18 protein-coding genes are annotated in these 15,322 nt (G+C 66.9%); 7 read left to right on the forward strand and 11 right to left on the reverse strand.

Translation table 11 applies throughout. The features are described 5' to 3' along the window. Positions 1-64: 64 nt before the first annotated feature. On the reverse strand, positions 65-733 hold the full coding sequence (locus J0I43_RS10855; RefSeq protein WP_292863334.1) for a ScbR family autoregulator-binding transcription factor: 669 nt from the start codon (positions 731-733) through the stop codon (positions 65-67). Between the two features lie 235 nt (positions 734-968). On the opposite strand from J0I43_RS10855, the gene J0I43_RS10860 reads away from it, so the two are divergent. Beyond that, on the forward strand, positions 969-1,259 hold the full coding sequence (locus J0I43_RS10860; protein WP_292863337.1) for a hypothetical protein: 291 nt from the start codon (positions 969-971) through the stop codon (positions 1,257-1,259). Positions 1,260-1,321: 62 nt separating this feature from the next. On the opposite strand, the gene J0I43_RS10865 is transcribed toward J0I43_RS10860, so the two are convergent. Further along, positions 1,322-2,575 carry a HAMP domain-containing sensor histidine kinase gene (locus J0I43_RS10865; RefSeq protein WP_292863340.1) on the reverse strand — a complete coding sequence of 418 codons (1,254 nt, stop codon included), beginning with the start codon at positions 2,573-2,575 and terminating at the stop codon, positions 1,322-1,324. Beyond that, positions 2,572-3,231 carry a response regulator transcription factor gene (locus tag J0I43_RS10870; RefSeq protein ID WP_367267551.1) on the reverse strand — a complete coding sequence of 220 codons (660 nt, stop codon included), beginning with the start codon at positions 3,229-3,231 and terminating at the stop codon, positions 2,572-2,574. Before J0I43_RS10870 ends, J0I43_RS10865 begins: the two co-directional genes overlap by 4 nt. A 159-nt stretch (positions 3,232-3,390) precedes the next feature. Here J0I43_RS10870 and J0I43_RS10875 point away from each other — a divergent pair, with 159 nt between their 5' ends. From J0I43_RS10875 to J0I43_RS10895, 5 genes are all read left to right on the forward strand, one after another. Continuing rightward, a complete protein-coding gene (locus J0I43_RS10875) occupies positions 3,391-4,035 on the forward strand; it encodes a hypothetical protein (protein WP_292863346.1) in 645 nt (214 codons plus the stop codon). After that, entirely contained in the window at positions 4,032-5,093 is a 1,062-nt protein-coding gene (locus tag J0I43_RS10880) for a peptidoglycan-binding domain-containing protein (protein ID WP_292863349.1), read from the forward strand. Before J0I43_RS10875 ends, J0I43_RS10880 begins: the two co-directional genes overlap by 4 nt. A gap of 73 nt (positions 5,094-5,166) precedes the next feature. Continuing rightward, on the forward strand, positions 5,167-5,799 hold the full coding sequence (locus tag J0I43_RS10885; protein ID WP_292863351.1) for an ATP-binding cassette domain-containing protein: 633 nt from the start codon (positions 5,167-5,169) through the stop codon (positions 5,797-5,799). Then, positions 5,762-6,853: a hypothetical protein gene (locus J0I43_RS10890; protein WP_292863354.1), complete on the forward strand. Its 1,092-nt coding sequence runs from the start codon at positions 5,762-5,764 to the stop codon at positions 6,851-6,853. Before J0I43_RS10885 ends, J0I43_RS10890 begins: the two co-directional genes overlap by 38 nt. Continuing rightward, positions 6,850-7,755 carry an AfsA-related hotdog domain-containing protein gene (locus J0I43_RS10895; RefSeq protein ID WP_292863357.1) on the forward strand — a complete coding sequence of 302 codons (906 nt, stop codon included), beginning with the start codon at positions 6,850-6,852 and terminating at the stop codon, positions 7,753-7,755. The genes J0I43_RS10890 and J0I43_RS10895 overlap by 4 nt, the downstream gene beginning before the upstream one ends. A 14-nt stretch (positions 7,756-7,769) precedes the next feature. On the opposite strand, the gene J0I43_RS10900 is transcribed toward J0I43_RS10895, so the two are convergent. The 6 genes from J0I43_RS10900 to J0I43_RS10925 all read right to left on the reverse strand — a co-directional run bounded on the left by J0I43_RS10900 (position 7,770) and on the right by J0I43_RS10925 (position 12,167). Beyond that, entirely contained in the window at positions 7,770-8,675 is a 906-nt protein-coding gene (locus tag J0I43_RS10900) for an NAD(P)-dependent oxidoreductase (RefSeq protein WP_292863360.1), read from the reverse strand. A 464-nt stretch (positions 8,676-9,139) separates the two neighbouring features. Next, positions 9,140-9,475 (reverse strand): Rv3654c family TadE-like protein, encoded by a 336-nt coding sequence (locus tag J0I43_RS10905; RefSeq protein WP_292863363.1) that lies wholly within the window; start codon positions 9,473-9,475, stop codon positions 9,140-9,142. Further along, the gene (locus tag J0I43_RS10910) at positions 9,475-9,843 is read right to left on the reverse strand and encodes a TadE family type IV pilus minor pilin (protein ID WP_292863366.1); all 369 of its coding nucleotides are present in this window, start codon (positions 9,841-9,843) and stop codon (positions 9,475-9,477) included. Before J0I43_RS10910 ends, J0I43_RS10905 begins: the two co-directional genes overlap by 1 nt. Further along, the gene (locus J0I43_RS10915; RefSeq protein WP_292863369.1) at positions 9,840-10,091 is read right to left on the reverse strand and encodes a DUF4244 domain-containing protein; all 252 of its coding nucleotides are present in this window, start codon (positions 10,089-10,091) and stop codon (positions 9,840-9,842) included. Before J0I43_RS10915 ends, J0I43_RS10910 begins: the two co-directional genes overlap by 4 nt. A gap of 46 nt (positions 10,092-10,137) precedes the next feature. After that, on the reverse strand, positions 10,138-11,031 hold the full coding sequence (locus J0I43_RS10920; protein ID WP_292863372.1) for a type II secretion system F family protein: 894 nt from the start codon (positions 11,029-11,031) through the stop codon (positions 10,138-10,140). Continuing rightward, positions 11,028-12,167, reverse strand: coding sequence for a TadA family conjugal transfer-associated ATPase (locus tag J0I43_RS10925; protein WP_292863376.1), 1,140 nt, complete (start codon positions 12,165-12,167; stop codon positions 11,028-11,030). Before J0I43_RS10925 ends, J0I43_RS10920 begins: the two co-directional genes overlap by 4 nt. 454 nt (positions 12,168-12,621) lie before the next feature. Between J0I43_RS10925 and acs the strand changes: the two genes are divergently transcribed. Further along, complete coding sequence (acs, locus tag J0I43_RS10930; RefSeq protein ID WP_292863379.1) at positions 12,622-14,586, forward strand: acetate--CoA ligase; 1,965 nt, start codon at positions 12,622-12,624, stop codon at positions 14,584-14,586. On the opposite strand, the gene J0I43_RS10935 is transcribed toward acs, so the two are convergent. Then, the gene (locus J0I43_RS10935; protein WP_292864432.1) at positions 14,579-14,887 is read right to left on the reverse strand and encodes a helix-turn-helix domain-containing protein; all 309 of its coding nucleotides are present in this window, start codon (positions 14,885-14,887) and stop codon (positions 14,579-14,581) included. The two genes, acs and J0I43_RS10935, sit on opposite strands and share 8 nt — an antisense overlap. Continuing rightward, positions 14,884-15,282, reverse strand: coding sequence for a VOC family protein (locus J0I43_RS10940; protein ID WP_292863382.1), 399 nt, complete (start codon positions 15,280-15,282; stop codon positions 14,884-14,886). Before J0I43_RS10940 ends, J0I43_RS10935 begins: the two co-directional genes overlap by 4 nt. Positions 15,283-15,322: the final 40 nt, after the last annotated feature.

Consider the following 15,322-nt stretch of genomic DNA (forward strand, 5'->3'; position numbering starts at 1 on the left):
CGTGCAACACAACCGTCCGGCGTACTCTTCTCAAGGTGTTGACGGAGCTGCCCTCCGCTCGCTGTCACTTGCGAGTCCGTTGCTTCGCAGGCCCCGAAACGAAGTCGAGCATGCGGTGAAGATGCTCATTTGGAACCAGCCCAGGTAGCAGTAGCATCCATGCAGCTCGCACTCGTTCAATGAGGTCTCGGCGTCGAGTATTCACCGCTGACGCGAGTTGGATCCCTGTGAAGGACGCGACGAAGAACATGCTCAGTTCGGCCACATCTACATCGTCTCGAAGATCTCCTTGCTGCTGCGCAAGTGTGAGAGCCATGGTGACCTGATCGCGCCAGACGTCGTAGGCCTGTCGAACGGACCGTTCGGGCAAGCTCGAACGCTCAGTGCTCAGAACCACACCGGCCTGAGCAATGGGGTCGCTCTTGATCGCCTTCGAGAATCGCAGAGATGCCGAGATCAGCGATTCCAGTGCTGAGCTAGCTGATGCCTCCGCAGTGACGATTCTGCGGACGAGGTCTTCGTACTCCTCGAGCACCGTCAGAGCCAGCGATTGCCTGGTGGCAAAGTGAAAGTAGAAGGCCCCGTTGGAGACCTGTGTTTCCTTCTGGATCGCGGCCAGCGTCGCACCCTCGTACCCATTCTTGACGAAAGCCTTCGCGCCGCCACGAATGATCTGCGCACGAGTCTGCAGAGCCCGCTGCTGGCGTTGGGGCGTTTCAGTTGCCGTCGACACGTTGCCGAGACTACCCGCGGACATTCTCAGATTCTCATACCGCTCGAGGATGACGGAGAGAACTACACGTTCGGAGCCATGATCCAAAGGCCCACCGAAGGCCTCAGCGCGTCGCGAGGAGAACGGCATACAAAACAGAGTGTTCTGTTTGAATTTCCTTGACATGTGCTGAGAGAACCCGCGACGATGGCCCTGTGCTCACCATCGAGCACACAAGAACAGATCGGAGTTCACCATGATCAAGACGAAGTACGGCAAGCGAGTGGCGACAGGCGTGCTGGCGGGTGCACTCGCGCTCGGCGGTGTGTTCGCGGCAACGGCGCCGGCGATGGCCGCAGGTAGCGGCAAGACCGAGGTTTCACTCGTCCGCGCCGAGGCGTGGACGTGGACCTCGGGCGGTACTCAGGGGCGGTCGTACGCACAGCACGGGTGCGCATCGTCGCTCTCCCAGTGGGGTTCGTCAACGTCGAATGCCTGGGCATCCTGTGGGCTGTCCAGCGGCACGGCCTGGTACCAGTTCCGCTGATCGTCCCCTCCAGAACGGCGTCCTGACTTGCAGCATCGAGGCCAGGACGCCGTTCTCGTTTCTCACAAGGTGATGGTTTCCTCTGTACTCGAGGGCAGCGTGACTTCCACCTCAAGTCCACCGGCGGCTTGAGGGTTCACGCTCACCCATCCGCCGTGCTGCTGAGCAATGGCCCGCACGATAGAGAGCCCGAGGCCTATGCCCGGATCCCCGGCAGCGGCGTCGTTGTGGCGTGTACGGGCTCCTCTGTTGAACGGTTCGACGAGTTTCGCCGCGACGGCTGGGGCGATGATCTCGCCACCGCTGCGTACGAGGAGGACAGCAGCTCCCGGCGTGCTGCGCATACCGGAGACAGACAGCTCATATTCGGGGTGCGCGTGAACACGCGTTTGGATCACGATCGGTTCGTTGGCGGCGCCGTGAAGAATCGCGTTGCCGACGAGGTTCTGCACCGCTTGAGTGATCAATACCTCGTCGCCCAGGATCGTTGCCTCCTCGAGGTCGAGTTCGAACGAGTGCCTGATGAGCCGGACGTCTTCGACGGAGGACGGCATCCTCTCGAACCGGTCTTCTTCGAACAGCCCGACGACGGCTGATACAACCTCTCGAAGATCCACAACCTCTGCATGATCAGAAGCCACTCGTCTCGCGCGCGCAAGCTGCAAGAGCGCGGTGAGAATGCTCTCGGCTCGGGAACTGGCGACGAGAGCTCGCGACATCGCAGCTCTCGGAGCGTCAGCGATCTCGTCGTGCAACAGAGAGGCTTCGAGCGATGCGCGGATGCCTGCCAGGGGAGTGCGTAGCTCGTGGGAGGCGTTCGCGACGAAGCTGTCCTGCTGTTCGAACGCAGCATGAAGTCTGCTCAACATCTCGTCGATGGTGTCGCCGAGGTCTTTGATCTCGTCTTTCGGGCCGGCGAGATCCAGACGCTGGTCGAGGTTCTGCTCGGTGATCGCTCGCGTCAATGCGGTGACCCCGGCGATGCGGCCGAGGGACTTGCGCGCGACGAACCATACCGCGATGCCGGCGAGCAGAACCATGACTGCCGCCGTGACGATCGAGAGCAGCATCACGGTGTCGGCAAGGTCTTTGGCGACACGGAACACGATGGTCTTGCCGTCGAGGTCTCCGGGGTTCTCGCCCTGCGACGAGCTGCCGGTGGTGGCCTCGACGCTCACTTCGACTACGTACTGCAGCAGGAAGTACTCCGCGACCAGCAGGATCGCCGCTGCCAGCGCGAAGGCAGCCGTGGACAGCACCGTGAGTCGAAGCGCGAGGGAACGGCGGCGCGGATGCGCAGTCTCAGGCGACGTCATGGCTGTCCTATCCGGTAGCCGTGACCCTGCTCGTACTCGATCAGATCGCGGCCGAGCTTCTTGCGTAGCGAATGCATCAGGACTCTCACGACGCTGCCGGTCACGGTGTCTGGGGTGTCCCAGGCGATATCTAGCAGTTGATCCGAACGCAGTGGAGCACCATCGGCACGTAGCAGCGCTTCGAGCACTTCGAACTCCTTCGGCGAGAGCCTCACAGGTTCGTCCTCGAGATACGCGCGACGACGAACGGTGTCTGCACGGAGACGCCCCCGTTCGATGATTGGTGCATTGACGACACGGGCGCGGGGTCCGAGAGCGCGGATTCGCGCGACCAATTCGACGAACGCGAACGGCTTGGTGAGGTAGTCGTCGGCACCGAGGTCCAGGCCGTCGACACGGTCCATCACCGAAGCGGCCGCGGTGAGCATCAGGATTCGGGTGTCGTCGTTGTACTCGCGCAGGCTCTTGCAGACGGTGTCTCCGGAGATGCCCGGGAGATCCCGATCGAGCACGAGCACATCGATATCGATCTCGCCCAGGCGCTCCAATGCCGTGCGTCCCTCGCGGGCCAGATCGACGGTGAAGCCCTCCGCGGCCAGTCCGTCCCGGAGGGTATCGCCGAGCACCGGATCGTCTTCGACGACCATCACTCTCATCGCGCCTCCTCGCTCCGTTGATGGTTCAACGTTGATACATGTGTCTCCACTCTGTCAGCCGGAGCGTTAGCGCTGCGTGAGGTTCGCAGTAACGCGACGCTGATCGCGTCCTCCATAGAACGGATTGCAAGCCAAACAGGACCGACGGATGGAGACACGATGAGCAAGCAGAGAATCGCGATCGGTATTGCTGCGTTCGCCACGGCGGCGTTGCTGCTGACAGGTTGCACCACGACGACTCAGGGCACCTACGAGGGCTCCAGCAACCAGACGACTGCCAAGTTGGCGGGGAGCCTCACCGAGTTGTTCCAGCAGGCTCTCGACGGCGAGAAGAACCCCTTCGTCATCGAAGTGCTGAACCGGGCGATCGCGACGGGCAAGATCTCCCAGGCCGACTACGACGAGGCTCATCGTCTCTACCGGGTGTGCATGTCGGACGCCGGCTACGAGGAGACCTACACGCAGCTGGCGAACGGCAGCTACCAGATCACACCGCCGCGTTTGGATGGTGACTCCGCGGTTGAGAAGTACATGGACGTGGGCACGGAGTGCTCAGCGGAACTGGCGCCTATCGAGGCGCTGTTCATCACCCAGCAGGGCAACCCCGATCTCATCGTCGATCAGGAACAGCTCGCCGTGCAGTGCCTCAATAAAGCAGGGCTCGTCGACGCGAGCTACACGGCGAGCAACTTCCGCTCTGATCTGGACAACGCGTTCAAGGACGCAACCTTCGACCCGATGTCATCGGAAGCGCAGACGTGCTTCAGCAACGCCGGCTACACGATCACGGTTGGGAAGCAGTGACCCGCCGGTCCGTCGCGCTCACGGTGGTGTGTGTCGTGACCTTGGTCGGCGTCGCCCTCCTCACGGGGATCTACCTGAGACCAGCCAGTGCGCCCGAAGCCCTCCAGAGCAGTGCGCCGACGCTGTCCGCCCCGGTGACGGCGCGAGAGTTCTCGGACAGCCGGAAGGTGCAGGTCAGGCTGGTCCCCGGCCCCGATGTCTCGGTGACGGCGAACACGTCGGGAGTGGTCACGGCAACAGCATGCACGATCGGTGGAACCCTGAGTTCAGGCACGGTCGCGGCGCGTGTCAACGATGCCCCCCTGCTCGCGCTGCATCTGAGCGTGCCGCCCTTCCGAGACTTCGAGTCCTCTACGCGCGGCGCCGACGTTGCAGCCCTCCAGAGCGAGCTGCAGCGTCTGGGCTATCCCGTAGACGCCGACGGGTACTTCGACTGGGCCACGGCGATGGCTGTCCGTGATCTGCGCGCGGCAGCGGGCATGCCCAAGAGCACGACACTCGCCCTGTCGGAGATCGTCTGGATCCCCGAGGAACAGCTAGCCACCAGCACCTGCAACGCGAGCCTCGGCGCTCAGGTCTCTCCAGGAACGGCGCTTGCTACCAAGTCCGGGTCTCTCCAACAGGTCGTGATGGACAGTGCGCCAACGGATCTCGTCGCCGGCGACCGCACCCTCACCGTGTTCGGCGTGACGGGAAACCTTCCCGCGGGAGCGACCTCGATCACCGACCACGGAGTTCTCGACGCGGTGGAAGCCACCCAAGATGCTCAGACGGTGCTGGCCGGAGACCCGTCGACGCAAGTACCCGCCACCCTCGCGCTGACGGCGAGCGTCGACGCGCTCCAAGTGCCAGCCTCAGCCGTGTTCGGAATCGCGAACAGCGACGCGGACGGAACCCACCGCGGCTGCCTGCAATCGGGGACGGTCTCGTATCCCGTGATCGTGCTCGGGTCCTCGCTCGGGGCGTCGCTGGTCGCGATAGAGCCGCACCGCGATATGAACCCTCCGACGGAGGTGAACCTTGGTGCTGCGATCACGGCGACCAGCTGCGAAAACTAAGGAACTCCGCGGCCGCGCAGATGCAGAGATCCGAGCGGAGGGGCTCGGCCACGCCTTCCGCGGCGGCCCGCTGTTGTTCGAGAACGTGAGCTTCCGGTTCCGCAGAGGCGACGTGGTCGCGATCTGCGGCCCCTCCGGCAGCGGGAAGTCCACGCTGCTGTCGATCCTCGCCGGATGGGAAAAACCCGTGGAAGGTCAGATCGACAAGCCTGGTATCCGCACCACCGGATGGGTCTTCCAGAATCCTCACGGCGTCGCTCACCGCACGGCGCTGGACCACGTGGCGTTCCCGCTGCTGGCCCAAGGGAGCTCCCGCAGAGACGCCAGCGACAGGGCGAGGGATGTGCTCAGCGGATTCGGACTGGAAAACACCGCCGAACGGCCGTTTCACGCGCTCTCCGGGGGCGAAGCCCAACGTCTGATGCTGGCCCGAGCCGTGTGCATCGCACCCGATCTGCTCCTCGTCGACGAACCCACCGCGCAGCTGGACCAGACCACCGCCCGCACGGTGAACGCCACCCTGAGGCACGTCGCAGACGGAGGCTCGATCGTCCTCGTCGCCACCCACGACCAAGGAACGAGAGATGCCTGCACCTACACGGTGGATCTCGCAGCGCACCCGCTGACGGAGCGCACCTCAGTGGTCTCAAACTTGGAAGGCGGCAAAGATGAGAGCAACAGCGATCCTCTCCGAAGCGGCGCGTAACCTGATCTCCGGCACGAGCCGAGCTGTGACCTTCTCGCTGCTGCTGAGCGCGATCCTCGCCGGACTCGTGCTCGCAGATGCCCTCGCCATCCACGGCCTCGAAACCCGCGCGGAAACGTTCCGAGCATCGGGGGCATCGACTCGCGTTCTGCAGCTGCAAGGCTCGATCTCCGGCGCCGCCTGCGACCACCTCACGGGCTCCGGATCCATCGAGGCTTCTGGTGCGCTCGTCGCCGACGCAGCCGTGCAGTTCAGCGCGCTGCCGACGACCACCGTGCCCGCCTTCAGCGTCACCCCCGGCCTCATCGCGCTCCTCGCCGATGCACCCATCCGTCGGGAGGGGGCCTGGGTATCGAAGACTCTCGCCACAACGCTGGCCGTCGCCGCTGGAGACACATTGGCGACGTCGGATGGCCCCCTCGCGATCGCAGGGACCTATCGCTACCCCGACGACGGCCGCGATAGCCGACTGGCCTATGCCGTGCTCCTTCCGGTACCGACGGGCACTGGCTCATTCGACGAGTGCTGGGCTTCGGCGTGGCCGCTGAGCGACGACACGGACGTACTGCTGAGATCCTCTGCATTTGCCACCGGATCCACGGATCCGCTGCAGATCGCTCAGTTGAATAGGGCCCAAGGGTCGAGCTTCGACGCACAGCGAGAGTTCGAGAGCCGCATCACCCGCTTCGCGTCTCCGCTTGCCGCAGGAGTCTCGTTCGGCCTCGGTTGGGTGAGCGTCAGACTTCGGCGTCTGGAACACGCTGCGGCCCTGCACGCCGGCCAGAGCCGCAGTGGGCTCGTGCTCGGCATCACACTCGAAACAGCTGCGTGGGCTCTGCTGGGCGCAGTGCTTGCAGGTGCGATCTCGCTGGGAGCTTTCGGCGCCCTCGCTACCGCGTCGTCCGCCAGCGACCTAAGCCAGCTGAGAACACTAATCCCCATCGTCGCTCCCGCGCTGCCTGCCGCAGGAGGAGCCGCCCTGATCGGTGCCGCTCTGGCCGGCATCGCCACTCGCGAGAAACACCTCTTCCGGTACTTCAAGGAGCGAACATGACATCGACCCCGCTGTCCACGAATCGAACGGTCCCCATCACACCCACCCCGATGGCAACCTGGATCGATGTACCTCAGGCAGCGATACACAAGCGGTCTCTCAGCGAGATCCTGGTGACGAGATTTCGTCGCGAAGAGGATCTCTGTCGCTTCGTTGTCCGTATCCTCCGTCGGCACACGATGTGGTCAGCGGAGAGGGACGAATTGCCGCTCATCATCGCAGTGGAAGCTCTCCGCCAGGTAGGACTCGCGCTCGGCCACCTCGGAGGAAACGTGCCGCTCGAATGGGCTTTCATTCTGAACGAAACGTCGTTTTCGTGGACGACGAGCGCGCCGGTGTGGACAGGCGGTGACGATCTCACGCTGGAGGTCTCGTGCAACGTCGAGTCTTCCAGAGAACACCACGGTGTGCTCGTCGAACTGGTCGCGAAGACGGATTTCTGGCTCGGCGACCAACTGATCGGGACTGGTCACGGCCACATCAACTGTCTGCCTCCCCGCGCATACCGGCTCATTCGACGCGCCGCCGTCGCCACATCGAACGCTGCTATGGCTCCAGGAACCGCGCTCTTACACGACAGATCGAACGATGACGTCCAGCTACGAGCGACTCTAGGCTGGGAGTATCCGCATCCGTTCTTCTACGACCACGACGCGGATCATGTTCCGGGCATGCTGCTGGCAGAAGCAGCCATCGCAGCTCACATGGCTCTGAACGGTGTCCAGCCCGGATCGATATCCCTGGTCTGTTCGAAGTTCGCCGAGTTCGGCTCCGATGTGTCACTGCTGACCAACAAAGGGGCACTCACCAGCACGGAGTTCACACAGTCTGGTGCGCCCATCGCACGGGCAAGAACCGGGAGCCCCATGGGACGGGGCGGCTCCCCCGTCATTGCACGATGACCGCGAGCCTCTGCTCACAACTCGATCGATGCGCGGAGAGCCGAGACATACCAGCCGATATCGGACGCAGAGAGTTCTGGAGTCTGCGCGAGCTGCGGGTAACGCGACAGCAGCCTCCGCGCATCGAACCAGTTGTCCTGCGCTACCATCGCTAGCTGCGACCGAGAGATGCCGTACTGATCGGCAACTCGACGAAGATGATCTCCACTCAGTGTTTGCGTCGGCAGCGCACACCCCGCGCTGCGCAGCACAGGCTCAATCAGACCCCGCAGACGCACTGGTTCAGGTCCGCCGCTGTGGAACACCGCGCCGCGTGGACAATCCTCGTCCATGCCCAACAGCGCGAGGGCATCCCCCACCTGTGCGGCGTTGGCGACCGAAACGCGGGACTCCCCACCCTCGATCCAAGCGTTGAACCGGACCGTCGCAGCCAGCACCGACAGCAGGAACCATCGATCGCCGGCGCCGACAACCGCATGAGGACGAACGACGACACCACCCGCACGCAGCACCGCCTGTTCGGCGGCGCGTCTCGACGCACTCAACGAAGAGCCGGGTGCTACCAGAAGTTCGTCTTCGGTGCCGCCGGCGATGCCGCCGCCATACACCGCAGATGTACTGAGATAGACGATCCTCTCGACACCAGCATGCTCGGCAGCTTCGACCAGATGGGCTGTACCTGTGATGTTCACACGCTCTTGCAATCGCTCATCGTCGCCGATGTAACTCGCACAATGCACGAGGACGCGAGCACCCTGCAGAAGCTCCGAAAATCCATCGCCGGTACCAAGATCTCCCTTGATGACGTCTACGGAACTCTCAGTGGATGCCGACCGATGCTGAAGAGCCACGACATCGGCGTTCTTCGCGAGGAGCGCACGCACAGCTCGGCTACCTATGAAACCGGTCGCGCCAGTCACTGCGACACGGGACCCGGCCGTCATCTGCGAGCCGGGCAATCAACGAAGGTCGTCATCGACACAGCCTGGCATCGTTTGTCCCTGGTAAACCGAGCACGGCACAGAAAAGCCTCAAGTTGATCCATCGTCGCTGGAGTAGATTGCACTCGCTTGCGTGGACTCACGTCGGGTCGTCGTGAGGTGCGTTGTGCAGGGCTTTGATCTGATACGCCCGGAGGCTGTCCGCGTCGCAGGCGGGATCGTTTCGCCAGCGGTAGTAGGGCTGGCGGGCGAGCTTGAGGACCCGGCACGACACCGTCACGGAATCCTCGCTTCGGCGAGCTCACGGTGAACTAGGAAGCGTGTTCTCTCACGGAGATGTCGGCGCACTCAGGGCTGTCGCCGAGTTCGCGGCGCCGTGACGTCCGCCGGCGCCGCCGCTTCGTCCCGCCCCGACGACGTGTCCCCTCGCTCCCCCGACTGTCTCAAGGCTCCCCGACCGGATGCGGCGGCGGGCCCGCACGCGCACGCCCGCGCGCGGCGAACGGGCCCGCCCCCACCTCGACCTGGACGGTCGCGACCAGCCCGTCGAGGTCGCACGAGACGAGTCGTGCCCCTGCCGCCCCTGCGACCTGCGCGGCGGCGTCGCAGGGAATGCCGTCGAGCGCGCCGCTCGTCGTGTCCGCCGCGGCGAGCGCGGCGGCATCCGCGGCACCTGCAGCGTGCGCCGAACGCACCGCCGCCGCTGACGCGGCGCCGATGCCCACCGCGAGGGTCGCCGAGACGGCGAGCACACCGACCGCCGCGGCGACGCCGGCCATCAGCCGCCCTCGCCGAGTGCGCACGCGCGGGCGCGCAGCTCGGGCAGGGGGAGCGGCACGCCCGCGGGCGCTGAGGCGACGACGCACACGAGACCGCCGTCGCGCGACACAGATTCGACCGCACCCCCGGCGACCGCCGCGACGATCGCGGTCACACGGGCGTCGGACTCACCGCGGGCGGCGAGTCGGGATGCCTGTGCTGCGCCGTGCTCGAGACGCACCTGACGACCGGCGGCGGCGAGCCCGCCGATCGCCAGGGCGACCACCAGGACGACGGCGGGAAGAACGACGGCGAACTCCGCCGTCGCCGATCCGCGCTCGTCCCACCGTGCCGGCGCACGCGGGCGCCGGCGGATTGGATTGCTCATGCGACGGTGAGCGCCCGACGGACGAGGTCGGTCAGCATGCCGCGCACCTCGTCGGAGCGCATGATCACGACCAGCAGGCCCGCAAATGCGACCGCGGCCATCGTCGCCACGACGTACTCAGCGGTTGCGGCGCCCGTCTCGTCGCCGAAGAGGGCGGCGGCGCGCCGCTGCGTCAGGGGCGGCAGCGAGGGAAATGCGACGGCATCGATGTCGTGAGGACGGCGGACCGGGAAGGGGATGAGAGACATGTGTTGCTCCTTCGTTCGTTGGATGGCGGGCACGTGCACAGCCGCGTCATGGCACGGCGAGGATCGGGGTGGAGCCGGCGAGCACCGACAGGAACATCGGCGCGACGCCGAGCAGGAGGAAGGCGGGGAGCGTGCAGAGTCCCATCGGCAGCAGGAGTCGCGACCCGAGTCGCGCGGCGCGCAGTCGGCCTTCGGTGCGCCGCCGCCGTCGGGCGTCGGCTGCGCCCGACCGGAGGAGCTCGACCGCCGGCGCTCCGGCCCGCTGAGCGAGAGCGAGAACGGTCGTCGTCTCGTCCGACGGTGTGCCGCCGCCCGAGGCGGCGACGACGGCGAGCGCCCGATCCACCGAGACCCCCGCCGACAGGGCGACCGCGACGGCGTCCGCCTGCAGCCCCGGGAGGTCCGGCGGGGGCTGGGCCGCCCTCACCAGACGTGCACTCCAGCGCCGGGCGAGGAGCATGAGGAGGATGCCGATCACGAGACTCGCAATTCCGAACGGCTGCGTCAGCGTGGACAGGATGTCGAACCCCAGGACGAGCCCCAAGGCGATCGCCACGAGCGGCATCCATCCGACGAGTCGCGCCGTCGCCGCGGGTTCGGCGAGCGCGACGGCCACGTCGTCGCGGGTCTCCTGCGCGTCGCTGAGCGCGGCGGAGAAGCGGCGCAGACTCGATGCGAGCGGCGCGCCGACCGTCTCGGCGACCGCCCACACGATCGCGATCTGCCGCCACGTCTCCCCGTGCGCTTCCAGGACGTCTCCGACCCGCGTGCCCGGCAGCGACGACGCCACCGCCTCGGCGACGGGGTCGCCCGCTTCGGCGAGCAGCCGCCATGCCCGTGGGGGCGCGATCCCCGCTTCCAACAGGACCGCGAGCCGCTGGGCCGACTCCGCGCCCGTGTCGGCATCCCCCGTGCCGCCATGCCCCGTGCGCCTCTTCATGTCATCGCCTCGACGCCGAGTCGTCCCTCGGTCAGCACGGGGCGGGCGAAGCCGACGATGCGGCGTACGCCGTCGCTCCCCCGCTCGACGTGGACGATGACGCCGATCGCGCTCACGACCTGCCGGGCGACACCGTGATCGTCGAGCCCGGCGAGCGCTCCCAATGCCTCGAGACGGGCCGGGACTTCGCGGATGCCGCCGGCGTGCACCGTCCCCGCGCCGCCGGCGTGCCCGGTGTTCAGGGCCATGAGCAGCTCTCGGACCTCATCTCCGCGGCATTCCCCGACGACGAGCCGGTCCGGTCTCATGCGCAGAGCCTCGCGGACGAGACGCGCGAGAGACACGGCGCCCGCGCCCTCGAGGTTCGGCTGGCGCGCCTCCAGACGCACGTGATGCGGGTGCGCGATGCGGAGCTCCGCGACATCCTCGATGGTGACGATCCGCTCGCTCGCGGGCACCCGCCCGAGGAGGGCAGCGAGCAGCGTCGTCTTGCCCGCTCCCGTTGCTCCCGTGACGAGCAGGTTCACGCGCTCCGCGACGAGGGCCTCCAGGCGTGCACCGGTCACAGGATCGAACATGCCGCGTCGCCCGAGCTCGTCGAGATCGGGCATCTCCGCTGAGGGCAGTCTGATCGAGATCGCCGCTCCCGCGCACGCGATCGGCGGCAGCACGGCGTGTACGCGCGTGCCGTGCTCCCAGCGCACGTCGACGAGCGGCGCACCGTCGTCGAGATGACGGCCCCCGATCCCGATGAGGGCGACGGCGAGCTCTCGCAGCTCCTCCGCGCCGGCACGCCACTGCGGCACATGCTCGACGCCCGCGCCGCGATCGACGAAGAGACCGTCCTCGCCGTTGACGAACACGTCGGTGACCTCGGGGTCGCTCAGGACGTCGCGCAGCGGCGCGAGTGCCGGGTGGTCGGGCAGCTGTCGTCGCGTCGGCCGCGCGCGGAGCGCCGCGGGAGCTGCAGGGTCCGCGGCATCCCTCGCGCGGTGCCGTTCAGAAGTCGTCGGCGCGCCCCGCTCAGGGACGATCCCAGGGACGATCGCAGGGACGGACGCCGAGGCATCCGCACGCACGTCCACGCGGCGCACGGCCTCGGGAACGCGACGACGGACGACGAAGGGATCGGACATGCCCCGACGGTAGGCGCTGCGATGGCGCGCGAGTCGCGCGCAGCCGCGATCGGTGGACAGATCCGAAAACCAGGCGCCTGTGGAGGAGGCGATGACGCGCGGGCGGAAAACGCGCCGCCGGAAAAGTGAGACGGCATCCCATCGGGGGAAATGGGATGCCGTCTCAGCGACAGCCGCATGTGGGGGGAACGCGGCCGCCGCGATGCCAGAATCAAAGAGTTCGGCCGCGAATGAGCATACGCAACGATGCCCGCCGCTCCTGCCCGAAACGGCCCCGCGCACCGATATATCTGTCGGGGCCGGTCATCTCTCCGCTTCTGCGGGCGGATGCCGCCGTGTCACACCCCGTCCCTACTATCGGAGGTAGTGCGGACCGAGTGCGGTGGCTAGATTTCCTGCATCCTTCGGAGAGCCTCCCGCTCCCGTCTCAGGACCGCCGCAAAGGAGCGCGCCCATGAGCAGTCAGATCGACCACCTGCTGACCGAGAACCGCAGATTCGCCCCCTCGCCCGAGTTCGCCGCGAATGCGGTCGCCACGGCGGAGCTCTACGCCGAGGCCGACGCGGATCGAGAGGCGTTCTGGGCCGAGCAGGCGCGTGCGCTCGACTGGCGCACGCCGTTCACGCAGGTCCTCGACTGGTCGAGCCCGCCGTTCGCGCAGTGGTTCGCCGACGGTGAGCTCAACGTCGCCGAGAACTGCCTCGACCGGCATGTCGCGGCGGGCAACGGCGATCGCATCGCACTTCTGTGGGAAGGCGAGCCGGGCGATGAGCGCCGCGTGACGTACGCGGAGCTCACCGAGGAGGTCAAGCGGGTCGCGAACGTGCTCACCGACCTCGGCGTCGTCGCGGGCGACCGCGTGGCGATCTACCTGCCCATGATCCCCGAGGCGATCGCCGCGATGCTCGCTGTCGCGCGGCTGGGCGCCATCCACTCGGTCATCTTCGGCGGCTTCTCGGCGGACAGCCTGCGCACCCGCATCGACGACGCCGGCGCGAAGGTCGTGATCACGGCCGACGGCGGTTACCGCAAGGGGCGCGTCTCGCCGCTCAAACCGGCCGTCGATCAGGCCCTCGCCGACCGCGGTGCCGGGCCTCAGGCATCCGTCGAGCACGTGCTCGTCGTGCGGCGGACCGAGAACGAGGTCGGGTGGACCGAGGGTCGCGACGTCTGGTGGCACGACGCCGTTCCGGCTGCGTCCGCCGAGCACGAGGCGCAGCCGTTCCCCGCCGAGAACCCGCTGTTCATCCTGTACACCTCCGGTACCACCGGGAAGCCGAAGGGCATCCTGCACACCTCCGGCGGGTACCTGACGCAGGCCGCCTTCACGAACCGCATCGTCCACGACATCCACCCGGAGAGCGACGTGTTCTGGTGCACCGCCGACATCGGCTGGATCACCGGGCACTCCTACGTGGCGTACGGTCCGCTCGCGAACGGCGCGACGCAGGTCCTGTACGAGGGCACGCCGGACACGCCGCACCCGGGCCGCTGGTGGGAGATCGTGGAGAAGTACGGCGTCACCGTCCTCTACACCGCGCCGACCGCGATCCGCTCCTTCATGAAGCTCGGGCGGCAGATCCCGCAGCAGTTCGACCTGTCGTCGATCCGCCTGCTCGGCTCGGTGGGCGAGCCCATCAACCCCGAGGCGTGGATGTGGTACCGCGAGATCATCGGTGCGGATGCCGCGCCGATCGTCGACACCTGGTGGCAGACCGAGACCGGCGCGATCATGGTGTCGGCCCTCCCCGGCGTCACGGAGACCAAGCCCGGCAGCGCACAGGTGCCGCTCCCCGGCATCGCCGTCGACGTCGTCGACGAGAAGGGCGAGCACGTCGGGAACGGCAATGGCGGCCTGCTCGTGCTGACGAAGCCCTGGCCGTCGATGCTGCGCGGCATCTGGGGCGACCCGGAGCGCTACGTCGAGACCTACTGGAAGATGTTCGAGGACAAGGGCTACTACTTCGCCGGCGACGGCGCGCGTCTCGACGAGGACGGCGACGTCTGGTTCCTCGGGCGGGTGGACGACGTCATGAACGTGTCGGGCCATCGCCTGTCGACGACGGAGATCGAATCCGCCCTCGTCGGCAACGAGGCCGTCGCCGAAGCGGCCGTCGTCGGCGCCTCCGACGAGACCACGGGCCAGGCGGTGGTCGCTTTCGTCATCGTGAAGCAGAGCTACCTGAACGCCCACTCTCCGGAAGGCCTCGCCGACGGCCTGCGGAAGTGGGTCGGCGAGCAGATCGGCCCGATCGCGCGCCCCCGCGACGTCTACATCGTCGGCGAGCTGCCCAAGACCCGTTCGGGCAAGATCATGCGCCGCCTGCTGCGCGACGTCGCCGAGGGGCGCGAGGTCGGCGACACGACGACCCTCGCCGACACAGCGGTCATGAGCGTCATCTCCGCGCAGGTCAAGTAGCCGGGTGGGGCGCCGAGGCGCCCCACCGTCGCAGGGCGTCGAGCGCGTCACCGAGCTCGAGCCCGCGCTCGGTGAGCGCGTACGCGCGCGTGTTGTGCTTCAGCGGCAGCCGGTACAGCACCCCGGCCTGCTCGAGTTCGCGCAGCCGCGTCGCGAGGATGTTGGTGGGGATGCCGAGGTCCCGCTGCAGATCTCCATATCGCAGCGGCGCCGCACGCAGCCGATCGACGATGAGCAGCGCCCACCTCTGCCCGACGATGCCGAGCGCGTGCTCGAGCCCGTCCGGCTCGTCGGCGGTCAGGCGCCGGTCTCCGGCTTCATCCAGAACGGAGAGTAGTGATACCCCTCCGGATCATCGAACTGCCGCTGGTACATGAAGTCGTAGTCGTCGGTGTCGCCGATGCGGCCCCCGGCCTTCTCAGCGCGCTCGAGGAGGGCGTCCACCTCCTCGCGGCTGGACATCGCCCAGGACAGCGTGATCGGCGAGGGGGTCCCCGACGTGCCGACGAGCTCCTCCGTCCCGCCGACCGCCGCATACGCGGCACGCGTCGAGATCATGAGGAACTTGTCGTCGTCGAGCACGAAGCAGCTCGTGTTGTGGTCGGACATGGCCTCGTTCACCGTGAGGCCGAGGGCGGAGTAGAAGGCCTTCGCACGCTCGATGTCGTCGACGGGAAAGCTCACGAAAAGGTTCATGAGCACACACTTGCAAAAAGCAAGCGCTTCGTCAATGCCC

The organism is Microbacterium sp., assembly GCF_017305435.1.
Lineage (GTDB): Bacteria > Actinomycetota > Actinomycetes > Actinomycetales > Microbacteriaceae > Microbacterium.